Raw genomic sequence first — 21,093 nt, 5'->3', positions numbered from 1 at the left:
CTCCATATAGCTCTCCTATATAATTTCTATATTCATTCTCGAGAGATAGTTTATCATAATATCTTTTCGTCTTTTATGAAATTGTCACAACTCCGTTTAACTTCTTTCGGATATCTTCTGTCAAATGATGGCTTACCATGATTACTGTAAGCTTTGGATCTTCTAAGATTTGGTTTTCGATGGCATTTCTAGTTTCAGAATCAAGCCCTGATGTCCCTTCGTCTATAAACAAGATTTTCTTATTCCGAATAAATGCTCTTGCAATGGCAATACGCTGTTTTTGTCCCCCAGAGAGATTTTTGCCATTCTCAGTAAGCTGATAATCCTTACCATTCGGTTGTTCTAGTGTAAAGTCTAAAAGGACACTCTTTGCAAGTGCACTTTGCACTTCCTCGTCACTAAAGTTTTCTCCAAGTGTAATATTATAATGAATACTTTCATTGAGTATATAAGTATCTTGATCGATGACTCCAATAAAATTCCGAAGGCTTCTTCTGTCTATACTGCTTAATTCTAGATCATCATAGTAGACTGAACCACCATACTCTTTTAGATTTCCACTTAAGATTTTGATCAATGTCGTCTTTCCCGAACCACTTTTTCCAACAATGGCATATTTTTTTCCCACATCAAAAGTTACATTTAATCCATGTAAGATTTCTTTGCTGTCGAAGTATGCATAATAGAGATCCTTTATTTCGATTTTATGGCTCAAGGCTTTAATCTCTTCATTTCCTGTGTGCTTTCCTGATTTTTCAATATTCTTCATAGATATAATCTTCTCATATACCGGAATAGTAGAATCTATTAGCATCTTTTGACTTACCACCCGCTGTGCATTTCCAAAGAAAAGTGAAGAAAGACTCATCAAACCTACTACAGAGCCTGGAGTGATTATACCTTTAACAACTAATATCCCTGTCGCAACAATATAGAGTAATTGAGAAAATATCGCTACTGTATTTATAATTGTATTAGAAAAATAGATAGTTTTATTGTATTTATAGCGAATATCCTCTAACTTTCTAGTGAACTCGGAAACCTGTACATTCATTCCCTCCATGCAGTTTTCAGACAAAAATACTCCAAAACCCAAAATAATATTTTTAATTTTGCTGACAAATGTACCATTTGCATGACTATAATCCTTCGCTGCATTTTGCATAATAGGTGCTAAATGTTTAGGTGTAATCATCATTATCAATAAACTCACTGGAAAAATGATAATGAAAGACCAATGAATCATCGTTGCTCCAATAAGCGACGCTATTACTGCCGTTATCTGATCAAACATCGTATAAAAAGGCTTTAATCCATTATTCAATATATAATCCACGTCTTGTGTTAACCAGGACACGTACGTCCCGCTATCTTTTGAGTAATATTCTTCATAGTCATATTCTATAAGTTCTTTTACGATATCTTCTCTTAGCTCCATCCCTATCGATTGAACCATCTTGGATTCGTAAATACCGTAGATATATCCTTGAAGAGATTTTAAAATCATTATTCCTAAAACAATAGCAAGATATTTATAGAATCCATGTAGATCTTGATTAATAATAGTATCTGTCATCTTTAAATTCATGAAAGAATTCGTAACAAGAATCACATTTCCTATAACCAGAAGTGCTATCATCAGAACCCCTAGACTTTTATGTTTAAAGTAAATTTTCTTCATAGGACCTCCTTATATGGCTAATAAAATATATGTGTATATGTCAAAAAAGAATTTTGACATATACACATGCCAAAAATTCTTTTTCTCTAACAATAGGCACTAACCTCCTTCTCGTTGGAACACTACCTCGAAAATATCTACATCCAGCTGTTAATTTTTGGCTTCAGTAATATTATTTGTATTCAACTTAATTATAGTTTGACAAATGGTTCATGATAACACTTATCTTTTAATTAGCTTATTAAAAGATATACTTCTTAGTATCCATATATACTATTCCCTGCTTAAATTTATTCACTTTTTGATGCAAATTTTTTCTGTATCAAACACTTGTCGTTGAACTTAAAATGAGCAACTAAACCATTACCAAACTAACAAAACAATACCTCTTCTAATATTTTATATTCATTAACATATCACATAAAATACAAAAAAAGTTGAGCGAGCTCGCTCAACTTTTTTGTATTTTACTTAAAACCAAGGAAGTACTTTTATTATCATAGATACCACTATTGTTGTAACTCCCATTGAGGTAACATTTCCAATTGTAGGATGATAATCTTCTGGAAGTTTATCACAGAAATATTCAGCTAAAGCTGGTCCTATAATACCACCTAATATTCCTGCTGTTATTGCTACTGGCATAGTTGCTCCAAACATTAGAACACAAGCTGGCCCAACACTTACCACTGGCACATAAGTTCCATACCATCCTTTTTCCACATATTTATTAAAGTATAAAAATACTCCTACTGCTGATCCTATAAATTGTGACAATATAATTGCTGGAATAGCACCTGAAGCATAGGCTCCATGATTTGAATTTAGCACCCAGTCAAGACAGACTCCTAATATAACAAATAATCCAGCTATTTCGTTTCCATAGAATTGAGCTTCAGAAAAATCTGCTAAAACTCTTCTTACACTCCATAATGGCTTTTTCATTTCTTCTAAAGTTTCTTTTTCTGACTTTGCAGATCTATTTAATGGCTTCGCTGGAACCTTTTCCATCCAAGGCAATGCTTTAGCTATACAACAAACTATTAATCCTGTTATTGTCATAGTAAATACATTTGAAACTACTCCTGGCACTTCTAATACTGGAATAATATTATTTGAAATCCAGAATGCCACTGGGAATCCCATAATTCCACCTAATATGGAACCTGTAAGCAATGCCTTTATGCTAGGTCCATATAATAACATTATAGCTGGAGGAGCTCCTACTACAGTAATGAACGTTGGTAACCAAGTATATTCTCCATTTCCAAATAATGATGTATATTTTAAAATAAATATTGCAATAAATAGTGATAATAGCTGTGAAGCTAATACCCAAGGAAACATATTTGAACCATAACAAACATTAAATCCTGCTAGTTTGGAATTTTTAACATCTAATCTCCAAGCTACTATACCTCCTAGAATTAATCCCAAGGATGCAAATACTCCTGCATAAAATTGTGCTTCTGTAAAGTTCATAATATACCAAATGAACTTATAGAAAACATTACTATCTGCATTGGCTACTATAGTATTATAATCTAGCCAACTAGTCTGAAAGTTCATTCCACTTAAAACCAAGTAGATTAGAATTCCTATACCTATGGATATTATAAACCCTGGTAAGGAACCTGTTTTATATTGTTTTTTGTTAGTATTCATATCTTCCATATTAATCCTCCAATTTTATTAATCAGTAATATAAGAAATATAGAACTTAGTCATTTTGTCAATAGATTCAATTTTTATTCTTTCATTTTTCTGATGACACATATTCTCTTCACCAGGTCCTAATATTACAAATGGAATATTATGATAAGGAATAAGCTGTGAAGCATCTGTATAGAAGTTTATTCCTTTATATTTTACTGGGTAAGATAATTTATTAAATACCTTTTCTATTTCCTTTATAAAATCGTCTTCCTTGTCCATGGTTAAAGGTGGTCTGTCATTTTCTACTACCACTTGTATAACCATTCCTTGGTTTTCATTTTCCATATCTTTAGCAATTTTATTAGCATTTTCTATGATCTCTTCATGACTGAAACCTGGAATAGTTCTTATATCTAAAGTTGCCTTTGCATCTTCAGGTATAATATTTGTCTTAACCCCACCTTTAATAGTAGTAGTCGCAAAACTTGAACTTCCTAAAAACAGATGTGTCTTTTCTAAATCTAATGTGTTTTTAAGTCTATCTATATACTCATACAAGTTCTCTATGGCATTTATTCCTAAATATGGTTTAGAGCCATGGGCAGATTTCCCCTTAATGGAAACGTTTAGCCAAAGAGTTCCTTTTTCGCATATACCAATTTCCTCATCAGAAGGCTCTGTAATAAACACTTTTGATAAGTCCTGTAATAAGCCTTTATCTCTTAATGTCCGTACTCCTAAGCCTCCTGATTCTTCATCAGCTGTAAATACAAACTTAAGTGTATAGTTGGGAGTCACATTGTTTTCTATGAAGTGTAGAGCCGTTTTTATCATAGCAGTAACTCCACCCTTCATATCAGATGTCCCTCTCCCATACATATATCCATCTTTGATTATACCTTCAAATGGAGGGTATTCCCAACTTTCTTCATCTGATACTGGCACAGTATCTATATGACCAATAAAGCCAATTTTTTCTTTTTTAGCCCCTTCTACTTCTATTATTAGGGAACCTCTATTATTTCCATGATCTATTATTTCATGATTTACTGAATCAGGGAAAAATTTCAGTATCTCTTTAACCATGTCCATTTCATTACCTGGCAGGTTAGTAGAATTAATATTTATTAATCTCTTTAATATGTCCTCTGTAATATGCATTAAAACAACTTCCTCTCTTAAATCCATTCTTATCTCTTATGTGAAAACATTACTAAGTCTCCTACTCCAACCCTCTTAACCATACCAAATTTACTTACAAATCCTCCTGCTCCGCTTCCACGTCTTACTGCTCTATTTTCAAAACCTACTACTTCTCCATTTACCATAGTATAAACCGCTGACTTTACATCCATATTTATTACAGTTATATTAGCTAAAGCACCTTTTCCTAAATGTCCTATCTTTTCAGTCCACCAGTCATTGCCTGTCTTCTCAGCAATTAATTTTGCTGGATTAGAAGTCATAGTAGCTACTGATTTGCTTAATTTTAAAACTCCCATTTCTGCTAATTCTAATATGGCAGGGATATTGTCTCTTGTATCTCCAAATCCTTTCATTGTAGCATCATTTTGTCCATCGGATATTAATACATCTACTATTCCTTTTTCTAATGCCTCATAGGAAAGTTCTTGAGATTTCTTAGGTAGGATAAGTCCCTCTCTACTTCCACCACCTGGTCTTAACATAGTAGTTACAAACTCTCCAGTTATATTTTCGTTTTTACATAAATCTATTACAGTTTTCATACCCTCTGCTGCATCCATATGCGTACCACATCCAGCAGCTGTTGTATGTCCTAAGTGAAGAGGTCTTCCTTTAGATAGTTCTACTAATCTAATTGCATGGGCTGGATCTTGAGTATGAGTCATATATAGTAATTTAGCTTTTGAAGTTATTTCAAATATCTTATCTATATTTTCATCAGGCATTATAAAGTGACCCATATGATCCTTTATACCTACTACTAATGGTGCCGTAGTATTTGTAATTGCATTTCTAGTCATCCTTGATGATGCAGTCTCTTCATCTAATTCACCTTTATATAACTTGATTAACTCTTCCACTGATAACATAGTGGATAATACGCTTGCCGCACCTTGATATACTCCAATATTTACTGGTAAGCCCCTATCTACTTCAGCTCCTAATAATGCTGGTGCCATAAATGTATTTCCTGCTCCTGGAGAAAGTCCCATAGTCACTCCATTTGCTACTGCACCATACATAGGATCTGTACTTATTTCAAATAAGTCTCCTAGATGAAGATGCATATCAACTATTCCTGGAGTTACTAGTAATCCCTCACAATTTATTACCATGTCGCCTTTTTCTACATAGATATCCTTTCCTACTTCAACGATTTCATCATTCAATACAGCAATATCCAGTACTTCTTCTACATTATTTTTAGGATCTACTACTAATCCACCTTTTAATATGATTCTTCCTGTCTTTTCTAAATCCTTAAAAGGATCTGATAAATTATTTTCTTTAACTGAAGCCAATACATCTTTTAACATTCCTACTTTTGTTTTATACATTATATTTCCTCCTCAGTATTTAATTAATTGTATTATATAATTAATTAACAATATCTACACTGTATTTAGAGTATAAAAATGAAGACTATATTTTAGTCTTCATGTACAAAGAGTATTGTTTACTCATATTCATTAATTTTAAGCAAAGCTCTATTTTAAATTTATCCTCCCTATTACCTAAATCTAAATCTATAATTTCACAAATCTTGTTAAATCTATACTTTATAGTGTTATAATGAATAAACATTTCCTCTGAAGCTTGTTTTAGATTCCAATCATTTTTAACTATAGTCTTTAAAGTTTCTATATACTCAGAGTTGTTTTCATTATCATAATCCAGTAGGCTTTGTAGATATTCACTGCAAAATCTATTGGTATCATCCTCTAGAGAAAGATTATACAACATTTTATATACTCCTAATTTGGAATAACTATAAATCTTATCCTTCTCATAAACTGTTCTTCCTATTCTTACAGCTTTTTGAGCTTCGACGAAACTAATATAAACATCTATTATGGATTCTTGATAAGTTCCTATACCTATGGAAACTGTAAATTTACTATTTTCTTTAATCTCTTTCCTTAATTCTTCAGCAACATTCTCTAGCTTTTTAACAAATTTTTCTATAGGCTTTTCATCTGGCTCTATTAGAAAAACTATATTATCACTATAAATTGTATAAAAACATTGTTTAAAGCTTCTTTTCATCTTAAAGTTTGACAATCTAAAGATTTTATCCCTTTCACCTTCTAGTTCCTGTGTATTTTCTAAGGTAATAAACTTTTCTTTAAAATTATCTATATCTACTATTAAGCAAATCAACCCATTTTCTATTTTCCATCCATATAACGCTGCTCTATTATTAGCTTCCTCCACAGTTTTTATATTATTTATTATTAAATCTTGGATAAATTCATCTCTATACTTTTGCTCTATTTGATGATTGGATATTTCTTTTTGAATATTAAGTTTAAGCACAGTACTGGCGTGTTCTATACTTATATTATCCAAATCCTCCAATGGTTCTTTCCCTAAACTTTCCATTATTAAATATCCATAAATAGAGCTTCCTATTTGAACGGGATAGCTATAATATTTATCTAATATATTTTTAAGCCCTAAATTTTCTATATCCTCTTTAAATCCATTAGATTTATACCTTATATAATTTCTATTAAAGACTAAATCTATAAAAGCTATATCTTTGTCTAATATCTTATATAATGTATCTACTATGTGGGAGGTTCCTTTCCCCTGTATAACTATCTGTGTAAAAGATTTATGGATTTCTTCAGACATCATTAATTTTTTAGCCTGTTCATTAACTATTCTTGAAAGAACAGGATTAATAATATCTGTAAAAGCATAGCTCTTAGGTACATATATAATGGGAAAATTTAATTCATCACCTATTTTTTTTACTTCATCTGGCAATTTTTCGATAAATCTGCCTACCTTTATTCCTAAAGCTGCTGCACCATTTTCATGAAGCTTGATTACTAAACTCTTTAATTCTAAAGGATTTTCTCTCATTATATATCCTGTAGTAACTAAAAACTCTCCACCTTTCATCCAATTATATATGTCTGGAGCATCCATTACACTAACTGTACTTACATTTTTATTTAATCCTTCCTCACCAGCTAATACTTTAAAATCTTTAAATTGTTCCAGTAAATCTTTAACTTTAATCATTGTATAGCTCACATCCTAGATATTGATTATCTTAATTTTCCCCAAAGTATATTTACTTTAATCAATAATTTTGTATAATATAAATAAGGTAACCGATCCCACATAGTGTGGTTACCGTATAATTTGTTAGTTAATCTTAATCACTCTGTACGGCCAATACAGAGTGATTATTTTTTATCTCAATTTTACTACTTTCCTTCTACTTCCTCTGTCAATTGAATTATTTCATCTATTATATTTCCTATATGTGCTATGGTGTCTAATAATGGCTTATCTGTAGTTATATCTACTCCTGCCATCTTTGCTAATTCTATGGGAGTCTTAGTTCCTCCTGATTTCAGCACTTCTTTCCAATCATCTAAAGCTTCTTGCCCTTCTGTTAAAATTCTCTTACTTACTTCTGTAGCAATTGTAAGTCCTGCACTATAAGTATATGGATATAGTCCCATATAATAGTGTGGCTGTCTCATCCAAGTAAGTTCTGCCCCATCATTAATCTTTACAGTATCTCCCCAGAATTTCTCTAGAGTTTCTCTTTTAAGTTTATTCAAAGTAGCAGCTTGTATACTTCCACCCTCATCAATTATCTTATATACTTCTCTTTGATAGTGGGCTTCAAGTAGATGAGTTACAAAGTTATGATAATAAGTACGTGATATCATAGATGATAATACCCATCTCTTCATTCTAGGATCGTCCATTGTTTTCATTAGATAGTTGGCCATAAGCATTTCATTCATAGTAGATGGAGCTTCAACAAAATATGTTGATGGTCTTGTATCAAATATATTTTGGTTTTGCCCCGCTAAATAAAAATGTCCTGCATGACCTAATTCATGAGCCAATACGAATACTTCTCTCATTCTTTCCGTCCAAGAAATCAATATAAATGGATGACTTCCATAAGGGCTTGAACAAAATGCTCCAGTAGATTTTCCTTTATTCTGAACAAAATCTACCCATCTTTCATCGTAGGCTCTTTTGATTACTTCTAAATAATCATCTCCTAGGACTCCCAATGCTCCTTCAATATACTTTTTAGATTCTTCGACAGATATTTCTGGCTCAAAATCAGGGTCTACATCTAGTTTTAAATCTGCAAATGTCATTTCTTCTATGCCATGAATTTTCTGAAGTAGCTTTGCGAATTTTCTCATATGTGGTGCTAAATGTTCCATTATTAAATCTATTTGTCTATTATATAATTCTCTAGTTACTTTCTGTGGAAATAATAAGCTATCTATTACTGAGTCAAATCCTCTTAAAGTCGCCAAAGTCTTTTCTTTTTGTACTTGAGTCTGATAAGTTCCTGCTATAGTATGCTGATATTCTCTTAATTTCTTAGAAAAAGTTTCAAAGGCAGTTCGTCTTATATTTGTATCATGTTCATATTCCCACTCATCTTCAAAAAGACCAAAGCTTAAAGGATATTCCTTACCATCTACAGTAAATGTACCAAAATCCATATCCGCTAATTTGGCACGATTATAAACTTGATAAGGGGAACCTAGTGTACTTGATAAAGCAGATAATGTTTTTTCCACCTCTGGATGAAGAGCATATTTTTTCTGTCTCATTATTTCTTTAAGATAACCTGCATTTTCCTTTGACTCCTCTATGGATTCCTCTATTACCTTCTCATCAGCCTCTATGATTTCAGATTCTACAAAGCTTAATCTACTTTGAATATCAGACGATATATTAGAAAGCTTCATTTGTCTACCTTGATTTTCCACATTTGTCTGGTCTACTGCAACGGCAAGATATGCATATGTACCTGCAAGGGCAGATAACTGGAATATTTCTCTTAACTTATCTAAACAATTATTAATTGCCTTTGAATTGCTTAATTTTCCTTTAAACTCTTTTTCTAATTCTTCTGTTAGTTCCTTTGCCTTACTTACTACTTCTTCAAATTCTTCCTCAGTTTTAAAAATCGTTGATAAATCCCATGTAAGATTTACATCTACATCTTTTCTTTCCAATAAAACCTTTGGCATATTATCACTCCTTTTACTTAGTTCGAGTATCTAAGTAAATTATATTATAAACGTAAGAATATTACAATAATTCTATATTCAATTTTATTTAGTTAAGAATGAACATAAAACTATTACCTATCTAATAATTTATTGATTTCAGTCTCTATAGACTCCTGCTCTCTTTCCATTATAGTTAAGCTTCTATTTAAATCTTCTATTATATCTCCTACTTTTCTGTTTGCATTATCTAAATTGGATATGGATTCATTTATTTTTGACTGCACAAACCAATCAGCAAAAAGGCCATCAAAGAAAAAGTCAGCAAATGTAGCAAAAGAACCAATATCTACTGCAATATCTGTAAATTCATTTACATCATTTAATTCTTTTTGAAACCTCTTTAAGCATTGCTGTACATCGTAGGACATCTTGTTTGCATCATCTATTTTAGAGTGTTTTATCATATCTGTAAAAAATCCGCCTCCAAGCATATCCCATATGCCCCAATTTTTAGCTGAGTCTAAGGGCCCCATCATTTGTGACAATGCACTGGACGCATTTTTTCCTGCATTTATGGCTTCTTTGACTTCTTTTATATCTAACTTTAATTCATTTTGCTTATCTAATAGATCATGAAGTTTTCTTCCTCTATGAGTATCTTCATTGATTATCATATCTTGCTTTTTCTTTATTGATTGTTGATACTCATCTTTTACCCATGAGTAATTAATTAATTCCTTATTATATTTTTCTATTCCGTCTTCTAGCTCCTTTATAGCTAAAACACATTCATCATATTGCATTTTAGCTCCTAGATATTCTTTTCTTTCTTCATCAAGTTTATCTTCTTTTTTCCCAATGATATTCAAGAAAAATGAGCTTAAACTCATACCTTCCAGCTTCAATACATCTTTTTCTTCTTTTTTCAATATATTTTTTAGTTCTTCTAGATTTTGATTTTTCTTTTCTAATTCTTCCATAGCCATAGATTTTAATGACTCAAGTTTTTCTTTAGATCTAAGTCTTTCTCTGAGGTCATAAATTTCTTCATTGATTTCCCTATACATCAATATCCCTCCCAATATTTTATTGATTTAATTATAACATAAAGACACTACGATTTTCCTATATCTTTACTTATTTTAAACATAATAACACTCCCCTATCGGTATCAAATTTTATTATTTAATCTAGCTACCTTAAGGGGAGAATATTATTGCGGTAATCACTTTTCATATTATATTGTTAAAGATTTTAATAGATAGGTTGCTTGCTTTACCATATTGTCCCTAACAGGATAATTGTGCTCTCTATTAACCCATTCTAAAAGATACCCTCTCATTATTACGAAAATCATAACTATAAGTTCTTCGGTATTAACTTTAACCTTAAACTCTCCATCATTGATACCTTTTAAAATTATTTCCTCCAATATTCCATATAATCGTCTTTTTTTATTATGACTGTATTTAGTTATATGAGAACGCATGATTAATAGATTTGCATAATATCCCCATTTTTCAACATATATACCAAAATGATTTACAAAATCAATTATTTGCTCTGCGGCCGTAGGGTGTTGTAGAATTGCTTCTTGATTAACTAGAAAAAATTCATCCATTAAAGTAAACATTTCATCTACTATGGAATCTTTAGACTGAAAATAATGATAGAAAGCTCCAATTGATATATTAGTTGCTTTGCAAATATCTTTAATTGTTACGTTTTTAAGTCCTTCTTCATCCATAAGGCTTACAATAATACTTATTAACTCCTCTTTTTTCTTTGAGGATTTTTCCATTTCATAAAACATATAAATATCACCACCCCTAGAAAATTATATCATATAAAAAAATAATTCCCTATTAATTATAGAGAATTATTTTAAAATTATACTTATTTTTCTAGTGCTGCAGACTTTCCAGCTATTTTACCATATACTACAGTATCTGGTATAGCATTGCCACCAAGTCTATTGGAACCGTGGATACCACCAGTAACTTCTCCAGCAGCATATAGTCCCTTGATTATATTACCATTTTTATCCATCACCTGAGCATCTGTATTTATTTCAACTCCACCCATAGTATGGTGTATCGTTGGTACACGAACTGATGCATAGAAAGGTCCTTTATTAAACTCGTCTTGAAGTAGTTTCTTTCCGAATGGATCAGCTATTTCACCTCTAACAGCTTTGTTGTAAGTATCAACTGTATCTTTTAGTACAGTAGGATCTACTTTCATTTGTTCTGCTAATTCTTCAATAGTATCACCCTTAACAGCAATACCACTTTCAACCAATTTACCTATTGATTCGTTAAAGTCATTTTTAACATCTTCATTATAATATTCATGTGCATCATGTAATATCCACATAACTTGATCTGGTTGTTCTAATAATCCTTTTGTAAGAGTATCTCTTCTTGAGTCCTCAGCTACAAAACGTTCACCTTTATTATTAATAAAAAGTTGATTAGCAGCATTAATGCTAATATTCCCAGACATTCCACCAGTTTCTGGATGACCAACTGGTAGTAATTGAATATATTCCATTCCAACTAGATTAGCACCAACAGCTTCAGCCATTATGACACCATCACCAGTAGCACTAACACTATTTGTAGAGTTGAGATTTGATAGATCTCCCCAAAGTTCATCATACTTAGCAACTAATTCCTTGTTTCTTGCAAATCCACCAGTTGCTATAATTACACCCTTATTTGCATTTACTATAATTTCAGTATTCCCTTGTAATCCCTTGACCCCTACAGCTTTACCATCTTTCATAATAATATCAGTTACTTTGGTTTCTAATATTATTTCAGCATCATCACCTTTTGATGATATAAAATCAACATAGGCATCTATAGGACCAGTAGTAAGTGGTTTAATAAATTGATGAGTTCTTGGCCATAATGCTCCTGTAACAGTAGCAATTTCATCTGATATATCCACTCCTAAGCTTTCAAGCCAACTAACAGATCCTTCAGCACCATATGCAAATTTTTCTATTAACTCAAGATTACCTTTTTTATCTCCCCCATTAAAAGCTTGTAATGCATGAAGTTGAGGAGAGTCAAACATATAAGTAGATTTTTTTTCTTTATATTCTTTAATTTGCTCTGCTAATTCACTCATTAATCTTTTATGTATTTCATTAACAGGCTCTTCTTTTGTAATTGCTTCAATTTGTTTAATTAATTCAGGACGCATAGTAAGATTTTGTTGTCGTTTACTATCAACTGCATTATATTGTCCACCAGCCATTATAGTGGATCCACCTAAAGTAGGCATTTTTTCTAACACAATAACTTTAGCATTGTTCTCTAATGCAGAAACAGCAGCTGCAAGACCAGCACCACCGCCACCAACAATAACTACATCCGTAGTTTTTTCTATTGCATCTCCATCATTTGCAGACTTACTTACTTCTTTTGAAAAATCATCAATATTGGCTCCAGCTTTTTCTAAAGCTTGTTTAGTAGCTTCTAGGATAGCATTACTAGAAACAGTAGCTCCAGATATTGTATCAATATTTAAGCTTTGATATTCAACTATTTCTTCAGGAATACGCTCTAGAGCAGCATCTGATATTCCAGGTGTTTCACTATGATTAGTAACTTTCACCGATAAAATACTTTCTTCATCCACCTCTACTTCAACAGTAAGAATATCACTAATTCCTTTTGCTTCACCAGTATATACTCCAGGTGTAAGTTTACCTGATCCATTATTAGAAGAAGCTGGTAACTTTTCCTTGCTACATCCAACCATGGATAATGCCATAGCTAATATCAAAAATAAAGCTATATATTTTTTGGTAAGTTTAAACATAAAAAAACCTCCTTTTAATTTTATAGAATATTTCACTAGAATATTCTGTTAATATATTCTAGTATATCCCAGGTTAAAAAAATGTCAATAGACTTATTAAAAAAATAACAATATCTTTATATAAATAACCTTAATTCGGAAAAATAAAAACTAGGGACTAAGGATCTCAAGAAATAAATATAATATCAATTCTTATCCTACATGAATAACAAATATCACCCAATATAGGAAATCAGCTACTTTTATAAATTTAAACCTAGAAATTCATTACATTATTTCCTACTATTGTCCTATACCTCCATATGTTGCAAAAATATCAATATTAGGTTAAAATAGGCACTAGAATATATATCTAGAATATTCTAGATATATATTCTAGTGCCTAGAAGAATGGGATATTAACTTTTTTCAAGGCCAGGTGAACTAAAAATATATAAGCATTATTTTTAAGGGGGTATTAAAGTGAAAAGTATCAAAGTAAAACTTGTTGTATATTTTTCTGTATTAATTTTATTATCATCTGTTACTATTGGCCTTATTTCCATAATGAGTGCCACTAGAACTATTAGCACTGAAGTAGAAAATTCTCTTAAAAACATGGCTATCGACAGAGCTGAAATAATAGAAAGCCGAATTAAAACTGAGATAAGGGTTTTAGAAACTATAGCATGTAGTGAAGGGATTCAAAGCATGGATTGGGAATTGCAAAGAGCTGAAATAGTGAGGCAAGTGAAAGGAACTAATTTTATTGAAATGGCAATTTCTCACCCTGACGGAACTACATATGCCCAAGATGGAACTGTCGTTCAATTAGGAGATAGAGAATATCTAAGGAAAGCCTTGAATGGTGAATCAAATGTATCTGATCTAACGGTCACTCGTGCTGTAAATGAACTAAACCTATTATATGCTGTACCTATTATAAAGGATGGTAAGGTAGCAGCTACTTTGACAGCTAGGGCTGATGGTAATATTTTAAGTAAACTCATCGAGGATACTGGTTTTGGAAATACTGGATATAGTTATATGATCAATGATAAAGGAACTATGGTTGCCCATCCCGATAAAGAATTGGTACTAAATCAGTATAATGCAATAGAAAAATCAAAGGAAGATGAAAGTTTCAAAGGCGCAGCAGAAATATCTCAAACAATACTAGAAGAAAAACTTGGTATAAATAATTATTCCTTTGATGGTAAAAATTTATATGCTGGCTATGCACCAGTTGAAGGTACTAACTGGATATTTGTTATTACAGCAGATGCAGATGAAGTATTGAATTCAATCCCAACGATGACAAAAGGTATTCTCATATCAGCATCTATAGCTTTATTATTGAGCATAGCTATTACATACATAATAGGAATTCTTATTGCAAATCCAATAATTGAAGCAACTAGATATTCAGAGACACTGGCTAGCTATGATATTACACAAAATATTTCTGAACATTTTGTATCTAGAAAAGATGAAATCGGTGGTCTAGGTAAATCTATGCAAAGTATAGCCCTTAATCTTAGAAATATGATTAATGAAATTCGAAATTCCTCGGAACAAGTAGCTGCTACTTCAGAAGAAATGACAGCTACCATACATCAATCAGCTCTTTCTGCAGAAGAAGTATCAAAAACAGCACAAGAAATAGCTAATGGTGCCTCAGATCAAGCATTAAGTACAGAAACTGGTTCTTCAAAAGCTGTTTTATTAGGTGAAATAATTGAGAAGAATTTAAAATACACAAGGAATCTAAGGACTACTTCACAAAAAATAACAGAGACCATTAGCAGTGGTATAAAAGAAATTGAAAACCTATCTAAGATAACAGAAGAAAGCAACAATGCATCAAAAGTGATTCAAGAAGTCATATTAAAAACAAATGATAGCTCTATTAAAATAGGACAAGCAAGTAATGTAATTGCTTCAATCGCAGAACAAACGAATCTATTGGCCCTAAATGCAGCCATAGAGGCAGCAAGAGCAGGAGAGGCTGGAAAAGGATTTGCAGTTGTAGCGGAGGAAATTAGAAAATTGGCAGAACAATCTTCAACCTCTACAGCATCTATTAATCAAATAGTTAGTGATTTACAAGCAAATTCTAAAGATGCTGTAACGACCATAGGAAGGGTATCTGATATAGCTAATGAACAGACACAGAGCGTAATGAATAGCAAAGATAAGTATATGCTAGTATATGAAGCTATGAAAAATGCAGACAAGGAAATTGAACAATTAAATCTCTCGGGAGCAGAAATGGAAGGTATGAAAAATGAAATACTTGATACTCTACAAAATCTTTCTGCCATAGCACAGGAAAACTCTGCTGCTACAGAACAGGTAACAGCATCCATTGAGGAACAAGTCGCTTCTATGGGTGAAATTGCAAATGCCAGTGAATCTTTATCAGATTTGGCACAAAATCTACAATCAATTATTATGAGATTTAAAATCTAAGAATATAATGAGAAGTAAATAATTCATTATATTGAAATTGAGTGTGATTAATCACACTCAATTTCAATATTTACCTAATTTATTAATAATAAATTTTATGTTATTTTCATCTATTAATTCAATTTCTTTAGAAATACTGCTATACTTGCAGTTACCTGCCCAATTCATATATCTTATTGCCATATTTATCTGCAAAATCTCTATCGTGAGTAATTACTATAACTCCCATTCCCTTAGATGCTACTGTTTTTAAAATCTCTCCTACACTGTCTCTTAACTTATAATCCAGTGCAGAAGTAGGTTCATCAAAACAAAGATATTGAGGTTCCATTGCAAGAGCCCTTGCAATAGCAACTCTCTGCTTTTGTCCACCTGATAACCGATACTCATAGGAGTCCTCTAGCCCATTTAGACCTAATAATTCTATTAACTCCTTAGCTTTCTTTATAGCATTTTCTTTAATCACTTTCTTTCCCTTAATCAACGGATAGGCTATATTTTTCATTACGCTAAAATGAGGAAATAGATTGAAGCTCTGAAATACTAGTCCTATGGAGTTATCTTCTACTTTATCTCCATTAGAAAATAATATTTTCCCACTATCATAGACTTCCAAACCACATAAACATCTAACCAAAGTAGTCTTACCTACTCCAGATTCTCCTACAATCATAACTATACTACCTTTTTCTACTTCTAGATTTATATTTATTAAAACCTTCTTATCTCCAAATGATTTATTTAGATTCTCAACTTTAACCATCATTCCACCTACCTATAATATTCAAACTTATTTTCAATGTTTCTTAATACATAGGTTAAGACTCCGATAAATATAAGATAAACTCCACCTGCCAAAAATATAGGTACCAATGAAGCATCCTTATTTGAAAGAGTTTTTGCTGCTCTCAGTATATCCCCAAGACCTAAGGCATATACTAAGGATGTATCCTTCACCAAAGTAATAAGCTCATTACTCAAAGATGGTAATACTACTTTAAATACTTGAGGAATAATTATCCCAAGATAAGTAGTTTTCTTAGAAAGTTTCAGCACCTTGGCGACCTCAAATTGGCCAATATCTATGGAATTGACTCCTCCTCTAAATATTTCAGCAAAATACGTAGCATAGTTTAAAATAAATGCAATTGAAACTGCCATTTCTCGATTAAGAACAACTCCTATAATCGGAAGTCCAAAGAATACAAATATTATCTGTAATAATAAAGGCGTTCCCCGCATAACTAATATATAGCATTGTATCATAAATTGAATTATTTTTATTTTAGATAATCTAAGCAGACATACTATAACTCCAAGAGGTATAGAGAACAATGCAGTGATCATGAATACCCATAGAGTTGTTTTAAATCCGCTTAGAATAAAAGGTGTAATGCTTAAAATGTAATCCATATCTTCACCTACTACTTAATTATATTTTCTCCAAACCATTTTTCAGAAATAGCCTTTGCAGTATCATCTTCTTTCATTTCATCTAACGCTTTGTTAAGTCTTTCTAATAACACCTTATCTCCAAGTCTTAAACCTACGCCATACTCCTCATCACCAAAATCATCATCAAGTACCTTATATTTTTCTTCTCCTCTTTCAGCTATATAATATCTAGCTAACACTTGGTCAGCTACTACTGCTTCGACTCTTCCTGCTTCTAGATCCATAAAAGCTTCATTATAAGTATCAAATAATATAGCCTCTGCATTTTTAAAGTCTTCAATTGCACCTGATTTTTCCAAGGCTTCCAAAGAGCTAGATGAATTTTGAGTAGCTACTATCCTATTTTTTAAATCTTCTTTTGTATTAATATCAGAACTATTTAGTGCTACAATTACTTGTCTATTATCTAAATAAGGTTTAGTAAAATTAACTTTCTTCAATCTTTCTTCACTAATAGAATAGCCATTCCATATTAGATCAATATTACCTGAATCAAGCTCCTGCTCTTTTAAATTCCAATCTATTGGCTGAAATTCTATTTTAAGACCCATTCTTGAAGCAGCTTCTTTAGCTAACTCAACATCAAATCCAGTTAAATTTCCAGCTTTATCTCTGAACCCCATAGGAACAAAAGTATCATCTAATCCAACAATTATACTTCCTCTTTCCTCTATCTTACTCCATGCATCAACCACCTTATCCTTAGCCCCACAACCTGAAAGAATTAAACTTAATGCTACAACTGAAATCACTAAAAATTTTAACTTTTTCATATTATCCCTCCATTTAAATTTATGAATATTCTTGTTGGACTTGATCGAGCCAGGTTGTCCCCTTGTATATAATTAAAATAGCTTTCGTCCTCAAAATCAATCAAGGACGAAAGCTATCGCTCACGTGGTTCCACCTAGTTTCATTGATATCTCGCGATATCAACCTCAGTAAGTATGCCAACACATACTAATCATTTTAACGGGTGATTAAACCGAAGACTCCTACTTAGATAACCTTTCAGGTCCTACTCAAGGATGTGTTCTGAATGTTTTTTATGTCCCTTTTCACCAACTGGGTACTCTCTAAAATAAAAGATTCATTCATACTATTTCCTCTCATCGCTTTATTGATTTATTATGTTATTATATTAAATTGTTTTTAAATAAATGTCAAGTATAATTTCAAATCTTCTTTAATTTTTTTATAAATATTTTCACAACTAATAGAGAAGTTCTTTTCCCTATTTTATTATTAATACTTATATGTAAAACATTTGGGTAATATATTCTTGAGGAGAGTGATAATAATGAGTGACAAATATATTAAACCAAGTAAGGAAGAAATCAAGTCAAAGTTAAATGATATGGAATATCGAGTAACCCAAGAAAGTGGAACAGAAAGACCCTTCACCCATGAATATAATGATAATAATGAGGAAGGTATATATGTGGATATAGTGTCTGGTGAGCCTTTATTTAGCTCAAAGGATAAATTTGATGCAGGATGTGGCTGGCCTAGCTTTACTAAACCTTTAGAAAGTGAACATATAATTGAAAATAGAGATTTGTCCCATGGTATGATTCGAACTGAAGTAAGAAGTAAATATGGTGATTCTCATCTTGGCCATGTATTTCCAGACGGTCCTAGAGATAAAGGCGGACTTAGGTATTGTATAAATGGTGCTTCCCTTAGATTTATTAAAAAACAAGATTTAGAAAAGGAAGGGTATGGGGAATATGTTGGTCTATTTAAGTAATTTATAAGTTATTATTTGAAATTTACTCTTTACAAATTCATCCTTATGTTTTATATTACGTATACCCCTATATAGTACATATGGTAATGGAAATAAAGAGAAAATTGCTATTTAAACATTATAAAAGACCAGAAATTTCTGGTCTTCTGTATTTATATCTTAAACAATTGTATTAAATTATTTAATCTTTCAGCAGTGGCTGCTTGGCCTCCTGATGCAGCGGCTATTTGTTCTAATGCTGTCACTGTTTCTTTCATTCCCATCATTACTTCATCAGAATTAGCAGAAGCATTATTCATACTACTTGCTACATTTTGTATTACTGATGATATCTCTTCAATTGATGCATTTAACTCTTCGGCCATTGCTGCTGTTTCTTGAGATAGGTTATTTACAAATACTGCGTCTTCTTCATAATTGATTCCTGTATCTATTAATAAATCATAGTCTTTTCTTACATTTTCACCTACAAAATCTAATATATCTTGAGCATTGATAGATAAGTGTGTAAATGCAGACCCCACATTTCCAACTACCTTTTGAATATCTGCTACATATGCATCAGATTGCTCTGCTAGTTTTCTTATCTCATCTGCAACTACTGCAAACCCTTTACCGGCTTCTCCTGCTCTTGCTGCTTCTATAGCTGCATTTAAAGCTAATAAATTTGTTTGAGAAGCGATTGATGCTATGGATTCTGCTATAATGGAAATTTCATTTACTACTTTTCCTTCCTCTATAGCATTTAATATTGCCTGCTCTTTTTCATTTAGTAAATTATCTGCAACCTTTTTTGATTCCTGTCCTTGGATTTTTATTTTCTCTGCTCTTTCCTTAATTTTTGCTGATTCTGCATTCCCATCGGATGAACTAGATGCAAGCTGGGTCACTCCAGAGTTTACTTCCTGTATTGTAGCTGTCAGCTCCTCTGTAGCTGCATTTATCTCTTGAATATCATCTACTATACTTAAAGTGTTATTTGATATTATTTCAAATGTTGAGTTAATTTCCTCAATTATGGCTGAAAGTTCTTCAGAAGAAGCTGATACATCTTGAGATTCTGATGATATTTTTATTATTGTAGATTTTATCTTTTCTTGAGCTTCTTTCAATGCTCTCATAAGCCTACCCATTTCATCATTAGATTTAGACTCTATCATTTCAAATCTTAGGTCCCCATTGCCTAGTGCTTCAGCAAATTCTAGACCCTTTTTTACGGCTCCAGATATGCCAAAGGATAAAAATAGCCCTAAAACAATTGCAACGGCAAAGCTACCTATAAATATTATATTCATTGTAAAGGAAACGAGTTTATATGCTATGTTATTATCATTGGCTTGTTCTCTTGCCATATCTTGATTAATTAAAATTAGCTGATCTATTCTTTCAAACATTTCATTTGTAAAATCTGATAGTGCCCTAACTGGTACAGTTATTGAAGTTGTACTTCCACCAACATTATCTAAAATTTTTTCACGTCTTGATTCATAATATTCTACATCAGCTTTTAATCCTTCCCATATTAATTTAACATCTTCAGGCATATCTCTACTTTCAAACCTATCCATTACTTCCTTATAAGATGCTGTTATATCTTTTACCTGCTGTACATATTCTTCTCTACGAGATACACTATCTTCCCCTGCCATATATTGAAGCATTATGGTTATTTTTTGCAACGTTGATTTAAGTATATGTAAATCATCAATATTTTGTAAATTATAACTATACATTAATTCTGCACTTTTATTAATTTTTTTCATATTGCTTGTACCTAACAGGCCTACGGCACCTACAAAAATAGATATAATTAAGAACCCTGCGATTAATTTAGTCTTTATGGACCTATCATCTATGATTCTCATGCCATTGCTTCCCAGTTTTTTTAAATATTTAGTCAGTGAATCTCTCTTATCTCTAATTTTCATAGATTTTATTACCCCCTGTCAAATTTAAAAATTATTTCTATACCCTAATAATTTCCATATTCTAATTGTATATTATATAAGTTGTCAATACAAGGAGAATTTGTCGGATTTTTCCTA

At 31.7% G+C, this 21,093-nt stretch carries 14 protein-coding genes, 1 pseudogene and 1 other annotated feature; of the genes and pseudogenes, 2 read left to right on the top strand and 13 right to left on the bottom strand.

Translation table 11 applies throughout. From position 1 onward, the window contains the following. Window positions 1-73: 73 nt before the first annotated feature. The 9 genes from RBU61_RS18225 to RBU61_RS18185 form a co-directional block, all read right to left on the bottom strand. Window positions 74-1,639 carry an ABC transporter ATP-binding protein gene (locus RBU61_RS18225; protein WP_308879842.1) on the bottom strand — a complete coding sequence of 522 codons (1,566 nt, stop codon included), beginning with the start codon at window positions 1,637-1,639 and terminating at the stop codon, window positions 74-76. Between the two features lie 513 nt (window positions 1,640-2,152). Continuing rightward, window positions 2,153-3,355: a hypothetical protein gene (locus tag RBU61_RS18220; protein ID WP_308877096.1), complete on the bottom strand. Its 1,203-nt coding sequence runs from the start codon at window positions 3,353-3,355 to the stop codon at window positions 2,153-2,155. An 18-nt stretch (window positions 3,356-3,373) separates the two neighbouring features. Next, complete coding sequence (locus RBU61_RS18215) at window positions 3,374-4,525, bottom strand: M20 family metallopeptidase (RefSeq protein ID WP_308877095.1); 1,152 nt, start codon at window positions 4,523-4,525, stop codon at window positions 3,374-3,376. Between the two features lie 2 nt (window positions 4,526-4,527). After that, the gene (locus RBU61_RS18210) at window positions 4,528-5,880 is read right to left on the bottom strand and encodes an amidohydrolase family protein (RefSeq protein WP_308877094.1); all 1,353 of its coding nucleotides are present in this window, start codon (window positions 5,878-5,880) and stop codon (window positions 4,528-4,530) included. Between the two features lie 85 nt (window positions 5,881-5,965). Beyond that, entirely contained in the window at window positions 5,966-7,576 is a 1,611-nt protein-coding gene (locus tag RBU61_RS18205) for a PucR family transcriptional regulator ligand-binding domain-containing protein (RefSeq protein WP_308877093.1), read from the bottom strand. Between the two features lie 188 nt (window positions 7,577-7,764). Beyond that, entirely contained in the window at window positions 7,765-9,576 is a 1,812-nt protein-coding gene (gene pepF, locus RBU61_RS18200) for an oligoendopeptidase F (protein WP_308877092.1), read from the bottom strand. Window positions 9,577-9,689: 113 nt separating this feature from the next. Continuing rightward, on the bottom strand, window positions 9,690-10,625 hold the full coding sequence (locus RBU61_RS18195; RefSeq protein WP_308877091.1) for a hypothetical protein: 936 nt from the start codon (window positions 10,623-10,625) through the stop codon (window positions 9,690-9,692). A gap of 170 nt (window positions 10,626-10,795) precedes the next feature. Next, window positions 10,796-11,371: a TetR/AcrR family transcriptional regulator gene (locus RBU61_RS18190; protein WP_308877090.1), complete on the bottom strand. Its 576-nt coding sequence runs from the start codon at window positions 11,369-11,371 to the stop codon at window positions 10,796-10,798. 83 nt (window positions 11,372-11,454) lie between these two features. Then, window positions 11,455-13,392, bottom strand: coding sequence for a flavocytochrome c (locus RBU61_RS18185; protein WP_308877089.1), 1,938 nt, complete (start codon window positions 13,390-13,392; stop codon window positions 11,455-11,457). 462 nt (window positions 13,393-13,854) lie between these two features. Between RBU61_RS18185 and RBU61_RS18180 the strand changes: the two genes are divergently transcribed. Beyond that, entirely contained in the window at window positions 13,855-15,843 is a 1,989-nt protein-coding gene (locus RBU61_RS18180) for a methyl-accepting chemotaxis protein (protein ID WP_308877088.1), read from the top strand. A 151-nt stretch (window positions 15,844-15,994) separates the two neighbouring features. Here RBU61_RS18180 and RBU61_RS18175 read toward each other — a convergent pair whose 3' ends face one another. From RBU61_RS18175 to RBU61_RS18165, 3 genes are read right to left on the bottom strand one after another with little or no spacing between them, the layout of a single operon-like run. After that, window positions 15,995-16,609, bottom strand: a complete 615-nt coding sequence (locus tag RBU61_RS18175; protein ID WP_308877087.1) for an ATP-binding cassette domain-containing protein — start codon at window positions 16,607-16,609, stop codon at window positions 15,995-15,997. 5 nt (window positions 16,610-16,614) lie between these two features. Further along, complete coding sequence (locus RBU61_RS18170; RefSeq protein ID WP_308877086.1) at window positions 16,615-17,256, bottom strand: amino acid ABC transporter permease; 642 nt, start codon at window positions 17,254-17,256, stop codon at window positions 16,615-16,617. 11 nt (window positions 17,257-17,267) lie between these two features. Further along, window positions 17,268-18,071: an amino acid ABC transporter substrate-binding protein gene (locus tag RBU61_RS18165; protein ID WP_308877085.1), complete on the bottom strand. Its 804-nt coding sequence runs from the start codon at window positions 18,069-18,071 to the stop codon at window positions 17,268-17,270. Between the two features lie 99 nt (window positions 18,072-18,170). Next, window positions 18,171-18,420: a binding site (T-box leader), on the bottom strand. Between the two features lie 184 nt (window positions 18,421-18,604). Between RBU61_RS18165 and msrB the strand changes: the two are divergent. Further along, window positions 18,605-19,048 (top strand): annotated as a pseudogene (gene msrB / locus RBU61_RS18160) (peptide-methionine (R)-S-oxide reductase MsrB); the annotation flags it as partial. A 152-nt stretch (window positions 19,049-19,200) separates the two neighbouring features. Here msrB and RBU61_RS18155 read toward each other — a convergent pair. After that, window positions 19,201-20,976, bottom strand: coding sequence for a methyl-accepting chemotaxis protein (locus RBU61_RS18155; protein WP_308877083.1), 1,776 nt, complete (start codon window positions 20,974-20,976; stop codon window positions 19,201-19,203). Between the last annotated feature and the right edge of the window lie 117 nt (window positions 20,977-21,093).

This window comes from Tissierella sp. MB52-C2 (assembly GCF_030931715.1).
Taxonomy (GTDB): domain Bacteria; phylum Bacillota; class Clostridia; order Tissierellales; family Tissierellaceae; genus Tissierella.
The sequence above is the reverse complement of the archived record's forward strand: the minus strand, read 5'-3'. Positions and strand labels throughout refer to the sequence as shown.

Excerpts from the sequence above, each read along its gene's own strand:
- RBU61_RS18195 (WP_308877091.1), bottom strand. The coding sequence starts at position 10,625 with ATGTATAGGGAAATCAATGAAGAAATTTATGACCTCAGAGAAAGACTT.
- RBU61_RS18190 (WP_308877090.1), bottom strand. The coding sequence starts at position 11,371 with ATGTTTTATGAAATGGAAAAATCCTCAAAGAAAAAAGAGGAGTTAATA.
- RBU61_RS18155 (WP_308877083.1), bottom strand. The coding sequence starts at position 20,976 with ATGAAAATTAGAGATAAGAGAGATTCACTGACTAAATATTTAAAAAAA.
- RBU61_RS18220 (WP_308877096.1), bottom strand. The coding sequence starts at position 3,355 with ATGGAAGATATGAATACTAACAAAAAACAATATAAAACAGGTTCCTTA.
- RBU61_RS18210 (WP_308877094.1), bottom strand. The coding sequence starts at position 5,880 with ATGTATAAAACAAAAGTAGGAATGTTAAAAGATGTATTGGCTTCAGTT.
- RBU61_RS18165 (WP_308877085.1), bottom strand. The coding sequence starts at position 18,071 with ATGAAAAAGTTAAAATTTTTAGTGATTTCAGTTGTAGCATTAAGTTTA.
- RBU61_RS18170 (WP_308877086.1), bottom strand. The coding sequence starts at position 17,256 with ATGGATTACATTTTAAGCATTACACCTTTTATTCTAAGCGGATTTAAA.
- RBU61_RS18185 (WP_308877089.1), bottom strand. The coding sequence starts at position 13,392 with ATGTTTAAACTTACCAAAAAATATATAGCTTTATTTTTGATATTAGCT.
- RBU61_RS18225 (WP_308879842.1), bottom strand. The coding sequence starts at position 1,639 with ATGATAGCACTTCTGGTTATAGGAAATGTGATTCTTGTTACGAATTCT.
- pepF (WP_308877092.1), bottom strand. The coding sequence starts at position 9,576 with ATGCCAAAGGTTTTATTGGAAAGAAAAGATGTAGATGTAAATCTTACA.
- RBU61_RS18205 (WP_308877093.1), bottom strand. The coding sequence starts at position 7,576 with ATGATTAAAGTTAAAGATTTACTGGAACAATTTAAAGATTTTAAAGTA.
- RBU61_RS18215 (WP_308877095.1), bottom strand. The coding sequence starts at position 4,525 with ATGGATTTAAGAGAGGAAGTTGTTTTAATGCATATTACAGAGGACATA.
- RBU61_RS18175 (WP_308877087.1), bottom strand. The coding sequence starts at position 16,609 with ATGATGGTTAAAGTTGAGAATCTAAATAAATCATTTGGAGATAAGAAG.